The sequence below is a fragment of the Gilliamella sp. B3022 genome (genome assembly GCF_028751545.1).
Lineage (GTDB): Bacteria > Pseudomonadota > Gammaproteobacteria > Enterobacterales > Orbaceae > Gilliamella.
Window position 1 is genome coordinate 44,850 of sequence record NZ_CP071867.1, and the last position, 17,235, is coordinate 62,084.

The window sequence follows — 17,235 nt, forward strand, 5'->3', positions numbered from 1 at the left end:
ATTATCTTCCTTCGGTAGAATATTAAATTTTACCGAAGGTAATAGATTTTCTGTAAAAAGATCAAGAGTAAAAAATGGCAGAAATAAAACAAGAAAACGAGCAACAAAATTCACTCGATAAAGCGGTTGCAGAAGGTGGAGCCTATGAGATCCTTCGTAAACGTTTAACCTCTTTGGGGCAAGAACTTAATCAGAAAACGGAAGCCTTGAATCAACAACGACTTTCGGAATTTGGTAAAAGTGATATGTCAATCATTGGGCGAATTCGCATTAGAACCGAAAATAACTGTATCGCTCGAGATATCGTTAGATTTGGTGATTGGTTATTATTTGGTTATAACGTCTTTTTAGGATTAAAAAAAGAAACAAAAATTGAAGATGTGTTTTCTCTTTACCATCTTGTTGAACGTGATGACAATTACGAGGCAGATCCGGTTGATCTGTCAAATACTTTTCTAAATATCAATCGTTTTGTTCAAGACTTTAATGAACTTTATACCTATTATAAAAATGCTCAATTATTGCAACTGGTTGAACGAGACGGTAAGCTTCTTGCCAGTTTTCAGATTGGTGAAAGAGTTAGTGACATTCGAGTTTTTCGCTGGTCAATATCCAGCGATAAAAAAACGATTGACTATATTGATAATCGCGGAGAGCGTGATATTGCTTTACCTCCTGCTTATGATTTTGAATGGACTGAAACTACCCGAGAAAATATCGTTAATGGTCGATTCTCCCATGTGAATATTCTTGATACCGTTTTTGTTGAAACCATTGGTGGTGACCTTACCATAAAATGTGAAAACAATACTAACGATGGATTAGGTATTTATCGTGAAGAGGTATTAGATAAAAATCAATCAATAAACGATGCAAAAATTGAATACGCAAAAGTAGGCGCCTTAATTCTTTTAAAAGTCTTACCCTACCGAGAAGATAATTGGCGATACCTAATTTATAATACCCTTACCCAAAAAGCACAACGAATTGACTTTATTGGTCAAGCATGTATTCAATTGCCAGAAGATCATGGAGTGATATTCCCTGGTGGTTACTACTTACAAAATGGAGAATACAAAACATTTGATCAATCAATGGCTGGAATGCGTTTTAGACGCATTCGTCGTTCACCCAATGGTGAAGATGTCTTATACATTTTTTATGAACCAAATTCTGGTCGTCTAGCTCTATTCAATTACAATATGATTGAGCGAAAATTAGATAACCCAATTCTAGGTCATGGTTATGCCGTATTTGAAGATGGGCGAATGGTTGTATTTGAAGGAGAAAACAATGAACCAACTCGCGTTCATCCAATGCAAATTTGGCAAACGCCCTTTTATAGTGCCGAATTTGCAGCAACACAGCCAACCCACAATACGTTTTTAGGCAAAATCGGCAACGCTGAATTAGTACGTGGAATTTCTGATCTCTATTTTATTTCTCGCGAAATTGATAATCAATCCATCTCTTCACAACTCTATAGCAAATTAAGTGAAGATACTAAAAAATTATTTGATGGCTATTTTTGGCTTGCTGATGAAAAAAATCTATCTTTCTCACCAATACTTCGTAATATTACCCAAACCAGTGAATTAGTACTTGATGAATACGAAAAAGTAGAAAGCATTCGACGCCAATCAGAAAGTGCGATGCGTGAGGCTATTACTCATCAGCAAGATTTACTAACCAAATTATATCCTGATAGCTGGCAAGACACACAAGAATTCGTCGATGCGCTTAATGCCATAAAACTGCAATTAGGTCGCCTTGTGACATTGAGAACTTATCGTTATATCAATTTAGAGCAAATTGATAAAATGGAAATTGAGCTAAAAGAACGTCAATCTTTAGTTTCACTTGCTACTGCCGGATTTTTAGGTAGCGAAAAAGCTCTCGAACCATTTATGTCAAAAATAGATAACATTGAAAAATATTTAGAGGAAGCTGATACTGTAGTCAAACTCGTTGAGCCAATAAAAATCACGGACGAAATGTCCAATGATTTGGATATGCTTTCGCAACTTATGGCATCTTTAAAATTTGATGATGTGACACTTCAAACTAAGATTATTGAATCAATTGCCGAGGTTTATGCCAAACTAAATCAAACTAAAGCAAGAATCAATCAAAAACGAAAAAATCTATCAAGTATTGAAATGATTGCACAATTTGGTGCTCAATTCAAACTATTTAGTCAAAGCATCGCTAGCGCTTTAAGCATCGCAACTACTCCAGAAAAATGTGACGATGAATTATCAAGACTACTTGTTCAACTTGAAGAACTCGAAAACCAATTTAGCGAAAGCGAAGAATTCCTTAATGACATACTGACTAAACGTGAAGAAATATTAGAATCTTTTGAAACTCACAAACAAGCACTACTAGAAGACCGTACAAGACGCACTGAATCCTTGCTTACCGCAGCTGTTCGCATCTTAGATAGCATTCCGAGACGTACGGCTAAATTTTCGGATCAAAATGAACTTAACGCTTTTTTCGTGGCAGACCCACTAGCTTTAAAAATTCGTGAAATTATTGAAAAATTAAGGGATTTATTCGATAACGTTAAAGCCGATGATATTGAATCACGGTTTAAAAGTGCACGTGATCAGGCCATACGAGCATTACGCGATAAATCAGAAATATTTGAATCTGGCGGCAATGTCATAAAATTAGGTCCGAAACATAAATTCAGTGTCAATACTCAAGAACTTGATTTAACTATAGTTCCGAAAGAAACGCACCTATATTTACAATTAACTGGTACGGATTATCAAGAAAAAATCGAGAATAGTCGCTTAGAAAGTTATAAGCCTTTCTGGACCATAACGATTGAATCTGAGTCACCGACACTTTATCGTGGTGAATACCTAGCTTACTCCATAATCAATGCGACGTTAAAAAAAGAGATTGATCTCAGTTATGAAGAATTAGTCACTCAATTAAGTCAACCAGATAACTTGGTTAAAACTGTACGTGATTACGCAGCCATGCGATATCGAGAAGGCTATGAAAAAGGTATTCATGACCATGATGCTGTAAAAATCTTATCCAAACTTATTCCATTAGGAGAAGCAGCTGGTTTATTACGTTACAATCCATTGGCACGGAGTTTAGCTATACTATTTTGGCAATATAATCAAAAGAGTGATGTCGCAAAATTATGGCCCGAAAGAGCCAAGACCTGCAAAGATATTCTAGCTCTTTTTGGTCATGATGAAGGATTAATTAATCTACAAATTGAAATGGCTTCAGAGTTGAATCAATTTTTGCAAAACTTTTCAATACATCATGAAGATTACCATATCAAACAAGCGACTGAATATCTAAGCTACGCATTGACTAAAATACCACAGGAATTTAATTTAAGCAAATACAGTACTTACATGTATGAAGGACTAAAAGCTAAGTTAGAAGAACTTCATATGTGGGGGGATTTTAATCAATCACAACTTAATTTACAAACTCGTTTGACGGATCGATGGAATCTTATTGAAAGTTGGTATAAAGGACTTTGTACTCTACCTCAATATCAAAAATTCGTTGACTACATACCCGAAGCAATTTTGCTGTGCATGCTAGATAAAGAAAATAATATAAATATTCAAATCAGTGAAGTTGAACTGGATATCACCGTTAATGACTTATTAGGTGAACATCCAACAATCAAACAAGGGATTTTAAATATTAACCTCGATGATTTCTTTAGTCGTATGCGTAAACATGCAAGAGTGGTCATTCCTGAATTTCGACATTATCAGACTTTGCGTCAAGAAGTTCTTGAGGAACAGCGATACTTTTTGCGCATCGATGAGTTTAAAGCAAAACCATTAAGTTCTTTTGTTCGCAATAAACTGATTAATCAAATCTATCTACCTATTATTGGTGATAACCTAGCCAAACAGATGGGTACCATTGGAGAAAGCAGAAGAACAGACTTAATGGGATTATTATTACTTATCTCCCCTCCTGGTTATGGTAAAACGACATTAATGGAATATATCGCCAATCGTTTGGGTTTAATTTTTATGAAAATTAATGGACCAGCATTAGGACATAGTGTTTTATCTTTTGATCCCCAACAAGCGCCCAATGCAACGGCACGTCAAGAACTTGAAAAGTTAAATTTAGCATTGGAAATGGGCAACAACGTTATGCTTTATGTAGATGATATTCAACACACCAATCCAGAATTTTTACAAAAATTTATCTCACTTTGTGATGGATCTCGCCGTATTGAAGGTGTTTGGAAAGGTAAAACAAAAACTTATGATTTAAGAGGTAAAAAATTCTGCGTTATTATGGCGGGTAACCCATATACTGAGTCAGGTGAAGTATTTAAGATACCTGATATGTTAGCTAACCGTGCTGATATATATAACTTAGGTGAAGTTCTCGGTGGTATGGATGAGGTTTTTGCTTCAAGTTATATTGAAAACTGTTTAACCTCTAATTCAATTCTGTCCCCTTTGGCATTACGTGACCTTAATGATCTCTATCATCTCATCGATCATGCCCAAGGCAAACCACTTAATACCAATGAGCTAAGTTATGACTATAGTCAAGCTGAAATAAGTGAAATTGTTGCAGTTCTACGCCATTTATTAAAAATTCGTGAAGTAGTATTTAAAGTGAATCAGCAATACATCATTAGTGCAGCACAATCGGATAAATACCGTACTGAACCTCCATTTAAGTTACAAGGCAGTTATCGAAATATGAATAAACTTGCTGAAAAAATTTCGTCAGTAATGAATGATGAAGAACTCAATCAAGTTATCGAAGATCATTACTTAGGAGAAGCACAATTACTAACAAACGGCGCAGAAGAAAATCTTCTTAAATTAGCCGAAATTCGAGGAGTATTAACAAAAGAACAAACTGAACGATGGCAACAAATCAAACATGATTTTATGCGAAATAAAACACTGGGTGGTGATGAAACCAATACAGGTAACCAAATAGTTACTCAACTCGCTGATCTAGTACAAAGCGTACAAGCGTTAAAGTTATAAAACTAGTGGGGTAATGATCGTTCTCGATAGTTTTAAAAGTAAAAATAAGGATAAAGTCTGAGAAAAATTTAAATTTCATCAAAACTATCCATCATTTCGAACTATGTTACTTATAATTTTAAAAATTATAAGTAACATAGCTTTGAAAATAATTTCCATTTATTATTATCAACTATTTGACAAAATAATGTTTTTATCACATACCAATTAATATATACAGCATAGTTCGTCTAGATTCAAAAATCTACCCAACCCTGTATTATTTCTTTATTCGAATGTAACAACCGACTTAAATCGGTTTAATTACATTGTTGGGTAATGAACTTATTATCGTTACCCTGAATTTGCTTTATCAAGGTATTTCGTTCACATTCCCAAGCATTAGGTGGATACATCTTATCCCAAGCTTGCATTAACTTATATTCTGAACTTGATAAATTAATATTGTATTTATCTGACATGTAGAAATAAGTGCGAGCGATAGTGCCTCGTATTTCATCTCGTGGTTGAAATTTTCGATCTTTAAAATCTACTGCGCTTTTACATTTTCCGTACTGAGTAAATTCTTTTGTAAACTGCGAGTATCGATAATTAGAACGGTCACCGTTAACTTCACCAATTGATGGCTGTAAGTTATGTAGATCTCCTTCCATTTCATTAAAGTTAGGGTCTTTCTTACATTTGCTACGCCCACCATCTCGCCAACATTGAAGATGACGTCCAAAGTTCTCTGCTGGCATAACATGCTCCCATTCAATGCGTTTAGCCCGCACTTGATTTTTTCTAGGTACATATCCACATTTATCGAAATCAACTACCCCCTTTTTATTATTGAATGTAAATTCACAGTCGCAATAAAAAGTAGTCTGTTCCGAATTTGATTTGTACAATCGAATGAGTTTTGTTTTTGCTGTACTAAAATTTTGGGCTGAGTGAACAAAATGAGGAATAAATAAAAGAGTAACAAATAGCTTTTTCATAATTCAATTAACATAATAAAAAGCCCAACTATTGAGTGGGCTTAAACTTTGTGCGCTAAAAAACGCATTTTTACATTACTGTTTTTAAACCTTAAAAAAAATTAAAGGGTTAATTAGTTTAATAGGTTAAGTGGTAAAATTAATTATTTCTTATTATCGGCAAAACTTTATGCCAATTATCTACAATTCTTTTAGTTTTAATGTGTGCTGTTTCCCGTTCGATTATTGTTCTAGCATCATTTAAAGTCCGCTTATATTCAACAGCCATTGAGTAAAAAGCGCCTCTAAATTTCGAATCCATCAAGCGTAATGCCGGCTCTATTAATTCTATCTGATAACGCATTTTATCGGCAGCTTTGTATAACCAGGCTAATTTATACAAATCTTCATCAGACAATGCATTTCTAGAATGCATACCGCCAAGCCACTTCATCGCTTCATCAAATTTGCAAGATGGCAAATCCAGATAGCTCGTAATTTTAAATTGCTGATGAAATTTTGAGTAAACAGCTTGAAGCCGTTCACCTGTTCGATAAACCCGCTCATTAATGGCTTGTTGGATTTGCTGTTGTTGTTCTGCATTAATTGTTAATGAATATGATCCAGTTTTTCTAATTGTGGGTAATACTTCTTCTAATACCCAATTTTGAAACTCTATGGCTTCCTTTTTATTGCTTCTAAAAATGATACGATATAAATTTGGTTCGTTAATAAATAACAGTTCTTGATTACCACCATTTGTAGGGAGGTACATTTTATGTACTCCCTTGATTGATATATTAAAACGACTTACTTTAGCATTGCTAATATTTAAAATACCAGCAATATCCTTTAAACAGAAAATCGGCTGATTTTCTAAAAATTGAATACGAACTTGTGATTGATGAAAATTAAAAATTGATAAGTTTGACATGATTAAATCCTCGTAAATAAGTTATTTAATCACCACCAACACGCCAATATTGGAGGTGAACTGAATAAGGTTGGCGTACCGTCTTTACGAGAAACGGTGCTTCTTTCGAAGCCCTCACTCAGCCCACCATAAAAATATAACTAAGCATGCATAAAAATACCGCTTATAGCGGCTATATTCTCGTAAAAGTTCAGGACGCCAATCCCGACGTTAGATTGTGCTAACGTTTTTTATAATATATAACTTATTTACAATCATTGTCAACCACGCTACTTTCGTGAAAAATTCGATGATATGACCTTTAAAAAATCACTTTTTGGTAAGTAAAATTTCATTTATTTTAGAAGTTTTCTTGCCAAACTTTACGCCTATTTTTTACATGATATTTTGTAAAGAGCATCGCATTTTAATTGATGAATTTCCAAACCATTGTGTGATAGTGATGTCGTTATTTTTAAAAAAATTTTTGCAATATTAGTGAGACGTATGAGCGAAGTAGAAAAAGTAAAAATGATGACATCATCGGCTATAAAATATAGGCAGCTAATAGTACGTTTTCTATATCAATGTATACCATTTTAGCAAAAGAGTTTGTATAAAAAATAGAATGCTCGAAAACTTGTTTATGGAGAGATATCAAACAAAATCGATTCAATAGATAGTCGGAAATAATTATGACTGAACAATTAAAACACTGTCAATTCTGTTGTAGTGAGTATTTTTCTTTCAATGATATCGATTATCCTATGATAAGCATGTCCAAATCGAATGCCAAGCGACACAAGAATTAGACGATCTATTGAGGTGAGTGATAAAAACTCGCCCATGAGTATCACGAGAAAGTAAAACATGAACTGTCGACTATAAGTAGACTGGACAAACGATTGGAGCGGACCTTTGATAAGGCTCTGCTATTATGATTGAATGATGGAAAAGATCAAAAGGATTATGCAACGAAGGTCCGACATGCAAAATATTGGCGACCGGTTTTCGGCGGTAAACCTTTATCATGCATTACTGGTGAAATGATAGATAATAATTTACCGACACATAATGCAAAAAATAAAGCGCCGTTGGCTCCAGCTACAAAAAATAAATATCACAAGACCATACTCAGGGCGTTGAGTTTAGCCCAAAAGAACAACTGGATTGTATCTGTTCCGTATGTCGGAAAACAGAAAGAGCCTAAAATTAGGGTTAGGTAGGTAACAAAACCACAAGTTCAAAAGCTATGAAAAGCTCTTTCCCTAAAATGGTTGAAAGATGTTTGTTTATTTGCCCTATTAACAGTTGCAAGAGGTACCAAAATTTTAACCATGACATGGGTTAAAATAGATTTTAACAATAAAATAACAATAGTCAGTAATAATATTGCAAAAAACGAAACCGCTCGACCACTATTATTAAATGACGAGGCAATAGCGTTATTAAAAAGCCGACGATTGATCAATAAAAACTGTGTGTTTGTAAATTCGAAAAACAATCATATCAATAATATTGATCGCCGTGCGTTTAATCGTGCTACTGAAAAATGCAATATCAAAGATTTTCATTTTCATGATTTACGGCATACATGGGCGAGCTGCCATCTTCAAAGTAGAACACCTCTATTTACTCTAAAAGAGTTAGGAGGTTGGAGGTTGGAAAACGCTGGAAATGGTGAAAAAATACGCTTATTTGAATGCTGACCATTTAAGTCAATTTTCAAATGCAGTCACAATTTGGTCACAAAACATTAATAAAGATAATCAAGGCGTAAACTTGGCGGTATAACTCGTTGATTATCTTATATTTAATGGCGTCCCCTACAGGATTAAAAGAAAAAGAATATATATTTGATTTATATGAATTTTTATATAAAATAAAAATAATATACCGTTTAAAATACCGTAGAGGTTCATTAAAATAATATTTAAAGATATATTTTATGTTTTTTGATTATTCTAACACTTTCTGCGATCCACTTTCCAACTTTTTACTTCAATTCACACTCCCAAAAAATATTAGTTTATGATGAATAAAACTAACTAACCTTTCATAACATGATCACAATAAACTACACAAAAACGATTTATATACTAACCGACCCAGATAACGATTCAATTTACAATTGCAAAAATGATTCGTACCTGATTTTTCCGTCACTTGATGTCAATAAAGAATGGTGGTGTTTTTATCGAAACAATGGATTAAATAAAGTTGGTATTTTTAAATCGTATCAATCTGCCGTTGAACATTGTAAGTTAAAGATTGATTAATAGTCATGTAACTATTGGTAAATTTTGTTCAATAGCTTGTGATGTGATAATTGCTCCAGATCCTCACCCTCTAAACTGGCTATCAACACATCCCTTCCAATGCGATCCTCAATGGGCTAATTCGATTGGTGTAACTGGGGAACATTTCATTGCATCCAACAACTATACAATAATAAAAAATGATGTTTGGATTGGCGCTAAAGCTGTAATTAAGCGTGGAATAACAATAGGGAATGGAGCAATCATAGGATCATGTGCCATGGTAACAAAAGATGTTCCTGATTATGCTATTGTTGCCGGCAATCCTGCTAAAATAATTAGATACCGATTTAGCCAAGATATAATAGAAAAACTTAGTAAATTGGAATGGTGGAACCTCCCAGTTGAAGCATTGAGGGAGGTTAAATTTAATGATATCGATACCGCCATAGTTCAACTATCTGAATTAAATAATAGCGGCTAATTATTTAACCGTTATTATCATTAGTGACAATCGGATTTAACACAGACGGGATTAATTCATCCTGTTCAGTTCTTTCTGGCATGTCAAGACGCAAATCAATCCAACGCCCATCAGGAATATCAATAGGCTCCCCTGCCACAATCTTACACAATTTAGTGCTAAATTTTCTAGTATAGGTTTTGACCGTAATTACATTATCGTCAACTGAATATTCGGCAAATATTTTTTTATTACCGTTTGCATCTTCAGGTAGTGTGATGTACCAACCATCCTTTGCAAATCCTAAACTACCATGAATCTCATAATGCCCCACATCAATGCGTATAGCTTTGACACCATGAGCCATACTATTAACTAAACCACACCCTGACTGAGTAAAACCATCAACAGCATCAATATCATCATTGGCAAACAACTGCACTATTGGCGATGCTTTTTTTAAGGTTCCGTTACTATCAACCGTTGAGTTAGCTGTTGTAATGACTTCATACAATGGCTGTGCCCCTTTGGCTGTTTTACAGCGGTAATAAATATTTGGTTTTTCACCATTAACTACCGCTATTTGCTCTACGCGATATGCAGAACTGTTACTAGGATATACAATCAGCGTCAATGTGTTATTCCCCGATAATTCTGGAAATGATGTACTACGCCCCTGATAAAATCCTCCTACCAAATGGTCGTTAAAATTAGTAGCAACTGCACCCATTAATGCCCCAAGACCAAAATCCCCCATTTTTAGAACGGTCTTATTATTGATGGTAACATTGTCAGTATTTTCAAAATCCCACTGGTTTTGTTTGCATTTGAATTGCAGCAATGTATGTTTTTGCCCTGTTTCGACATCATGATACTGAAACAAAAATCCATCATCATTAGCACTAATTACAACGGACGCTTTATTATCAATAGGGAATTTTATCCCTGACGTATCGGCAATAAGTTGCCCGTACATTGCATCTCCCGATTTATTAATAAATTTGGATAGATCAATTGTATCAGCGTATTTTTTAGTTTGATCTCGCAATTCGCTAACCTGTTGTAAGATTTCTGGCGTTATAATCTCTGCATTAGTCGGATTGATCAGTAAATCATTTAATGAACCATCTGGAGTATCGGCTAATATCTGAATTGTGCCCAAAGTATTTTTATTATATCCCTCTATTACCAACCATGTATCATATTCACATGGTTGTAAATTTAGGTGATATTGTCCGTTTGTTATATTGGTCTGAATATAGGTATTTTCTATAACATTAGAGGTAGTGCGCATTGCTCGCAGCAACAGCAAACCATTAATCGGCTCGCCTAGCCCATTTTGTAAAACTCCTGAAATAATTGTCATTTTCTCTCCAATTTTAGATATAAAAAACCACCATTAAGGTGGTTATTATTTTTTTACTGTCATGATTGTTATAAAATCGGGTATACCATCAACGCGACTCTTACTCGGCAATTCCGTGGTAACGAAAAACGTCACATTAGACGGTACAGTAACTGAAAGGGTTGTGCTTACTGTGAGATTTTCTGTTGATGTCATAAGATTTCTTTCAATAAATTCCGAATTTGCATTATTTTTAATGATAATTCTCAGCCATCCATATCTCCAATAAAATTGTTCCTCTTTGTCACCACCCGAACCTTTTCTCCCGATCGCATTTAATGTTAGTGGCAAAATAACCATATCTCGATCGAATGGCTCTGGATTAATCGTGATTGATCTACCTTTATGACAGAGGTGCATTTTTACAAGGTCTCCTACAATTTGCATCGCAGTAAGTTTTCCTTGTATTTTGCAGTTTTCGTTGATAACTACGTTATCTAACTGCCCATAATTTGCGTAGATACTTCCTGAAATATTAGCTTTTCTTGCGGTTAATGTGCCATCAGGTTGCAACTCAAATGCCGGAGGTGTGCCGGCACTAATAACACTGCCAGCTACTACGCTCCCGCCCCGAATTAACGGTGCTGTCATTTCAGTACCCGCAATGATCCTGTCGCCCCGAATAGTTCCTGTTGCAATTAAATGTCCATCCAAAAACATTGCCGGCATAATCCAGTGTGCGCCATCGTATATCATAGCCTCTGTATGATAAACTTTTCCATTTGAATCTAGTGAATAGAACATCAACGTCGTATCACGGGCAGGATAAAACCCAAATTGTTGATAAAACATTAATGTAGCAGTATCATTGTCAGGAAATTTACCGTCGTCGGTTTGGATTCTGAATAACCCCCCTGCGCCATTTTCAGCAATTAATGTCTTGGTGCTGGATATGTACATTTCAGAACGACCTACAACGTTAACTGCGCAGACACCGTACCAATATTTTGTATCTGGAGTACAATCAACGTCAGTAAGTGACATCGCGCGTCCCATATAATGGGTTTTAGCCTCGACTTCCGCCTCTGTTGTGCCTTTGTAAAACTCAAATTGAGTACCTAAACTGGACACGGCAGTCATTACGGGGCGAATTGCAATATTAAATGCACTAGGTGTCAGGACTAATCCCGACGGTGCTGCAGGTGGTAATATTGAAAATGCTACCGTACTTTCATCACCTAATCGCCCATTTTCACCAACACCACGAACAATGGCACTAAATTTACCCTGCTGCAACTCGGATATATAATACTCATTTTCAGCAACAACCTCACGACTAACCAATTTTTCATCACGATAAATTTTTACCTCAAATTTCAGATTCTGAATTGTGCGAGGTGTTGACCACAATAAACGAGCCTGATATAAATCAGACTCTGGCGTAACTTCTACCTGTAATTGTTCAACAGGAGGGATTGCCCAGTTGAATATTGTATTGCTTTCTTTTTCAAACACCGTGCCTTTGTCAACAATTGCTTCTTTATTAGGATCATGCTGTAAAGCTGTAATTGAATATGTACCATCATCATTTTCAGTAATAGTAATAGCTTTGAATAATCGTGGTTTTATTTTTCCGTCGTATAAACTCCAAACAGAATACTGGTCAACATCAACCAATTCTGTTAACACGATTTGATTAGGTTTAGTTTGTGCTTGTATTTTAATTTTGCGTAAATCACTGTTGATATCCGTAACACTGAAATATGCATCATTGATTTTTTTAATATCAATATCTCTATCTAATGTAATAGTGACGCCATCTACCGACTTGACTCTCCCGCCAATTGTCGTACCAGTATAGTCATTGTCAGCAATGCCAATAATGTCACCTGGCAAATGTCGAATACCCTCACGACCAACAGAAAATGTTACGGTTTGAGATTCTAATTTCTCAGTCTGGATTAACCATTTACCAACCCGATGAGCCTGACCTCTGGATGTGCAGCCAAACGCGTCAACCTGCGCCACATTTAACCCGAATCGCTTAATTAGGTCATCATCTGCAACGTATTCTATTGCTGTTTCCCAATTGTTATCAGGATCAATGTAGCGCACATGTACGGCCGTATGCCTTTCCTTTAATGCTGCTGAAGTATATGTAAATTGTCCGTTAACAACATTCGCGTTGGAATATATCGCAACAACATCATTTGGTCTGTCAATTACCGCTGAGTATTGTGTACCGTTCCATATAGGCATGCCGCGAAATGCTGAACATAATTCATTAATAACATTTAAAGCATGTCGTTGCTCTGTAATATAACAATTACAGGTGAAACGCGGCTCTTTACCACCAAAGCCATCATCGACTAACTGATCACAATATTGCGCAATAGAGTACAAAGTAAATTTATCTACTCCAAATGAACTTAATCGATCACCCATACCGTAACGCTTATTTGTCAACAATTCATAAAGTATCCATGCGGGGTTATCTGTCCAAGCAAGCTTAAAATCTCCCGACCAAAAACCTTTATACTCTCGTGTTTCTGGATCGTAATTATCTGGCACCCTGATAATTAGACCGTCAAGGAGATAATTGCGCCTCGGTGTACCACTAAACTGCTCAGAATTAAATTTTAAACCGATTAACGCAGTATTAGGGTATGAAAATTTAGCATCGTAGATTTCAGTGTATGAACTCCATAGCGTATCATTTACCAGTGTTTGAGATTTACTATCAGGTGTATTTCGTATAACACGAATATTAAACGGTGTTGAGGGTAATTCATCCAAAATGACGGATGTTAAATATTGAGAGTTTGTTTTTTTATTAATTAAGTTAACATTTTTAATCGTTTTCCATGCATCACCCTTACCAATTTGCACCGACATTGATACGTCTGTTCTGTTCGTATTCCCTTTATTATCGATGGATTTTAGCGCCGACACGCCAACGGTAACCCTAACCCGATCAATATTCGGATCTGTGATTGTCCTTGTAATTGGGGCGGTGGTTTTGATCTGGAGATTAACTGGAATTTCGTTTTCGGTATAAGAAAAACCTTTCAAAGGTGATTGTGATTGTGTTCCGTTTACCCAATCAATTTCAACACCCTTAAAATTAAAATTACCTTCAGGCGTTTGAACTGGTGTATCGTTTAAAAAAACACCCTTTAGCCCACCTACTATGCCTCGAATCTGTCCCTCGCCCAACATATCAATAATGCGCAGCTCCTGATTTGATTGAAGATTGTCCGGAGCTTCATACGGGGATTTGCTTTTCCCCGAACTTTTACCCATTTGAACGCTCCTTTATTGGGCGAAGTATAGGCTTATCGCCAATGTTTTCTTTTACCTCATCCTTAGTTTCCAGTCCTCGCGAAATGGTCTTTGAACCAGTTTTTACTCTACCAAATATCACTGGCACCGCTGTTCCCTGAGCCATCGTATTATCAAGGTTTGAGAAATACGTATTTTTATTGCTGTCACTTGAAGTTTTCTCTGTTTTCGGAAGTCGTGTTAACATTTGTGAAAAACCGCCGATCCCTAAACCTGCTCCGGCGGCAACCATCGCGAAACCCACTCCCGTTGAAATTCCTACTGCTATACCTGCAACAACTAACGCTGTACCTGCAATAAATCCAAATAAACCTCCGGTTTTTGCTCCAACTACATGTGGGACTATATGAATAACGGCTTTTTTAGGTAAACGACTATGTAACCCAATCTGTAAAGTGTCATGCGTCAAATTAACGCCATTGATACGAACATGAAACCAACCCTCCATAATTCGTTTCCTTAACCCATTAATTTGAGAGTAAAGTCCATTCAATCCCTCTGCTGCTGTGTCAACATTCATATGGAATCTATTGCCATATTGTTTAAGATCGCCGTAAAGGCATATTTTTGCCATTTTTTGTGTCTCCATACTGAGTGTGTATAACTGAACCAAAAACCGTCATATAAATCCCGTTTGGACATTCGGTTAGGACAATGATGTAAAATTTGTTGATCGCCAATGTAGAGAGCTGCATGATTGGGAATTTCTGAGCCAAGGCAAACGAGAATAACATCTCCCGCCTGAAGCCTTTCTAACTCAACGCGCTCAAAATTATTTTTAGGTAGTAAATCTAAATAGAGATTTTGACCTGTATGCCACCAATCATCCTTACGTTCATAATTAGGTAAATCAATGCCAGTCAGCATGTAGGCATCTCTAATTATTGATAGGCAATCGGTTTTACCATGTTGAAACTCGCGACCTAATAACGGTTTTATGTACCTAAACTTATGAATTTGGTTATCACATACCAGCCACCAATCAACAGCCGTACGGATTTGGGAAATTTGGTCCGCTTCACTGAGAATCGGAACCCCGTTAAGGTGAGAATGTACAACCGCTGTGATCTCGCCTTTTTCTTCAGCTCTTATCCAGTCGTCCGGTGATATTTCGAATGTTTCTGTTGGTGTGGCTGAGATGTTATTGCATGGCATGTAGGTTTTATTACCAATAACAAGACCACAGCACTCCGCCTCACCGCAAGAATTTGCGTGATTAAGTATTTCTGTTTTCATTGTTTATCTAATTTTTGAGTGGTTTGTAAAACTGGAAAGAGGGGATTAGGATAATTTGGCTGCTGTTGGAAATCCCCCAAAGGGAAGAATACCGTTTTGGCCAAACCTTAGTTTGCACCCAGCCACACATCTACTGCATTTGTCCCGTGTGATATCATCCGTTGGTTGATCAAACTCATCAGCAACTGCGCCCCCTGTATATCCGCATTCAGTACTGCGATAAATCCAACCGCATGTATTGGCAATAATGATGCGTTTAGGCAACATGGCGCCGTCAGATTCACAAGGCAGCGCTAATTCAAATACAACTACCCGTGATGTTTGTTGTTTGACTTGCTCCAATATATAATTAGAGACAATTTCACAATGCGGGTCCGCATGTTTATTACCATTTGCAAAATTGATAGCGTCTAAATATTTAACTAATACCTCATGTCTTGTTACCACGGCACCAATCATGCCTTCATAACTCTCAATTAGACCATTTAAAATGCCATAAGCATTACTGGCTGTAAGCGTTGGGCGGTTACTTGTTCCTTGTCCGCTACGTTCAAAACCTTGCGCTTTAATTGGGTATGGCTCGTACTCTTTGCCCTGCCATATAATAGCCCGTCTTAGTTCATTTAATCCGTTATGAACTCGCAAAACTGCTTTATGTCCAACGATTTCACTTAAGTCGATATCGAATAATTCGATAATTGCGCCAGCTTCAAGTTTTGTAATATCGCATAGCATATTTTTTGGGATCATGCGACCACCTCTTCAAACGTTGCAGAAATTGTTTTAACCGTACCATTAGGGGTTGGCGTCCAAGTTCTACAAACCACCTTGATGGTTTTGTGAGTATTAGGCTCTGTCCACAAAAACGATTTAACTGCATTATGCCTTGTTAAAAAATCTTCGATTAAATCGATATCTTCAGTTAAACCAACAAACAAAACACTATATGACCGCAAGTCATTGTTAATACCATCCGGAAAACGTTGCGCATAGCTGTCACCGAACCGAATATCTCTTACTTTAGGTGCTACCGACACAGTAGAGCCGTTTTGAGGTCTCCAATGAAATGTCTCCATAATTTTCTCCAAGTATAAAAAAACCACCCGAAGGTGGTTTGATTAAATTGCGTTGATAGTCAATAATTAAATTCCATATTCATTAGCATTTTTATTTTATCCATTAATGAATATTCAGGCGTATATTTTTTTAAGGTTGACTCAGCAAACATATAATCCAAACTGTCTTTACTAAAAACGTGCCCATCTATATCTATACCTCCTACATCAACAATGATTGGCTTGTAGGTATTAGCAATAAAATATTCACAAGAAGAATATCCTACTAAATCAACCCCCATTTTATTTTTGGAGGAAAATTTAACTATAGCTGTTATATCATAAAAATTCTGAGGATCATTGTAATCATCTTTCAAAGCTCTTATCGCTTCACTTCCTGAAAAATATTGTTCAATCCTGTCGTTGCTCCAATAATTTCTACTGGATAAAGACGAATCTAAAATTTTATAAGAAGACGGCGATACCATTCTTTGTTTTGTTGCAAATGAGCAACGCTGTTTCAGGTCATACAAAAAAACATCATTATCACTAATAGTGGCAGCCACATAAATTAAAAATGCTGATATTAATATCAAAATAAATAAAATAAAAATAACTAACTTTTTCATACTATCTCCTTAATTTT

General features: G+C 36.0%; 10 protein-coding genes and 2 pseudogenes. 3 read left to right on the forward strand and 9 right to left on the reverse strand.

Annotation, left to right across the window (positions count from 1 at the left end):
* Positions 1–74: 74 nt before the first annotated feature.
* Positions 75–5,018: a DNA repair ATPase gene (locus tag J4T76_RS00200; RefSeq protein ID WP_267355782.1), complete on the forward strand. Its 4,944-nt coding sequence runs from the start codon at positions 75–77 to the stop codon at positions 5,016–5,018.
* Between the two features lie 299 nt (positions 5,019–5,317).
* On the opposite strand, the gene J4T76_RS00205 is transcribed toward J4T76_RS00200, so the two are convergent.
* The gene (locus J4T76_RS00205) at positions 5,318–5,998 is read right to left on the reverse strand and encodes an endonuclease (protein WP_267341001.1); all 681 of its coding nucleotides are present in this window, start codon (positions 5,996–5,998) and stop codon (positions 5,318–5,320) included.
* 139 nt (positions 5,999–6,137) lie between these two features.
* Positions 6,138–6,911: a BRO family protein gene (locus J4T76_RS00210; protein WP_267341002.1), complete on the reverse strand. Its 774-nt coding sequence runs from the start codon at positions 6,909–6,911 to the stop codon at positions 6,138–6,140.
* 768 nt (positions 6,912–7,679) lie between these two features.
* On the opposite strand from J4T76_RS00210, the pseudogene J4T76_RS11790 reads away from it, so the two are divergent.
* Positions 7,680–8,684: pseudogene (locus J4T76_RS11790) on the forward strand (site-specific integrase).
* A 477-nt stretch (positions 8,685–9,161) separates the two neighbouring features.
* Entirely contained in the window at positions 9,162–9,632 is a 471-nt protein-coding gene (locus tag J4T76_RS00220; protein ID WP_267355780.1) for a CatB-related O-acetyltransferase, read from the forward strand.
* A gap of 4 nt (positions 9,633–9,636) precedes the next feature.
* Here the strand turns inward: J4T76_RS00220 and J4T76_RS00225 are convergent, their stop codons facing one another.
* From J4T76_RS00225 to J4T76_RS00255, 7 genes and pseudogenes are all read right to left on the reverse strand, one after another.
* A complete protein-coding gene (locus J4T76_RS00225) occupies positions 9,637–10,977 on the reverse strand; it encodes a phage tail fiber protein (protein WP_274460487.1) in 1,341 nt (446 codons plus the stop codon).
* A gap of 45 nt (positions 10,978–11,022) precedes the next feature.
* Positions 11,023–13,950: pseudogene (locus J4T76_RS00230) on the reverse strand (phage tail tip protein J-related protein); the annotation flags it as partial.
* A gap of 301 nt (positions 13,951–14,251) precedes the next feature.
* Positions 14,252–14,872: a tail assembly protein gene (locus J4T76_RS00235; RefSeq protein ID WP_274460471.1), complete on the reverse strand. Its 621-nt coding sequence runs from the start codon at positions 14,870–14,872 to the stop codon at positions 14,252–14,254.
* A complete protein-coding gene (locus J4T76_RS00240) occupies positions 14,815–15,534 on the reverse strand; it encodes a C40 family peptidase (protein WP_267340746.1) in 720 nt (239 codons plus the stop codon). The genes J4T76_RS00235 and J4T76_RS00240 overlap by 58 nt, the downstream gene beginning before the upstream one ends.
* 45 nt (positions 15,535–15,579) lie before the next feature.
* The gene (locus tag J4T76_RS00245) at positions 15,580–16,284 is read right to left on the reverse strand and encodes a phage minor tail protein L (protein WP_267356290.1); all 705 of its coding nucleotides are present in this window, start codon (positions 16,282–16,284) and stop codon (positions 15,580–15,582) included.
* Complete coding sequence (locus tag J4T76_RS00250; protein ID WP_267345706.1) at positions 16,281–16,610, reverse strand: phage tail protein; 330 nt, start codon at positions 16,608–16,610, stop codon at positions 16,281–16,283. Before J4T76_RS00250 ends, J4T76_RS00245 begins: the two co-directional genes overlap by 4 nt.
* Positions 16,611–16,669: 59 nt before the next feature.
* The gene (locus tag J4T76_RS00255; RefSeq protein WP_267340742.1) at positions 16,670–17,218 is read right to left on the reverse strand and encodes a hypothetical protein; all 549 of its coding nucleotides are present in this window, start codon (positions 17,216–17,218) and stop codon (positions 16,670–16,672) included.
* Between the last annotated feature and the right edge of the window lie 17 nt (positions 17,219–17,235).

Excerpts from the sequence above, each read along its gene's own strand:
- J4T76_RS00200 (WP_267355782.1), top strand. The coding sequence starts at position 75 with ATGGCAGAAATAAAACAAGAAAACGAGCAACAAAATTCACTCGATAAA.
- J4T76_RS00205 (WP_267341001.1), bottom strand. The coding sequence starts at position 5,998 with ATGAAAAAGCTATTTGTTACTCTTTTATTTATTCCTCATTTTGTTCAC.
- J4T76_RS00210 (WP_267341002.1), bottom strand. The coding sequence starts at position 6,911 with ATGTCAAACTTATCAATTTTTAATTTTCATCAATCACAAGTTCGTATT.
- J4T76_RS00225 (WP_274460487.1), bottom strand. The coding sequence starts at position 10,977 with ATGACAATTATTTCAGGAGTTTTACAAAATGGGCTAGGCGAGCCGATT.
- J4T76_RS00235 (WP_274460471.1), bottom strand. The coding sequence starts at position 14,872 with ATGGCAAAAATATGCCTTTACGGCGATCTTAAACAATATGGCAATAGA.
- J4T76_RS00240 (WP_267340746.1), bottom strand. The coding sequence starts at position 15,534 with ATGAAAACAGAAATACTTAATCACGCAAATTCTTGCGGTGAGGCGGAG.
- J4T76_RS00245 (WP_267356290.1), bottom strand. The coding sequence starts at position 16,284 with ATGATCCCAAAAAATATGCTATGCGATATTACAAAACTTGAAGCTGGC.
- J4T76_RS00250 (WP_267345706.1), bottom strand. The coding sequence starts at position 16,610 with ATGGAGACATTTCATTGGAGACCTCAAAACGGCTCTACTGTGTCGGTA.
- J4T76_RS00255 (WP_267340742.1), bottom strand. The coding sequence starts at position 17,218 with ATGAAAAAGTTAGTTATTTTTATTTTATTTATTTTGATATTAATATCA.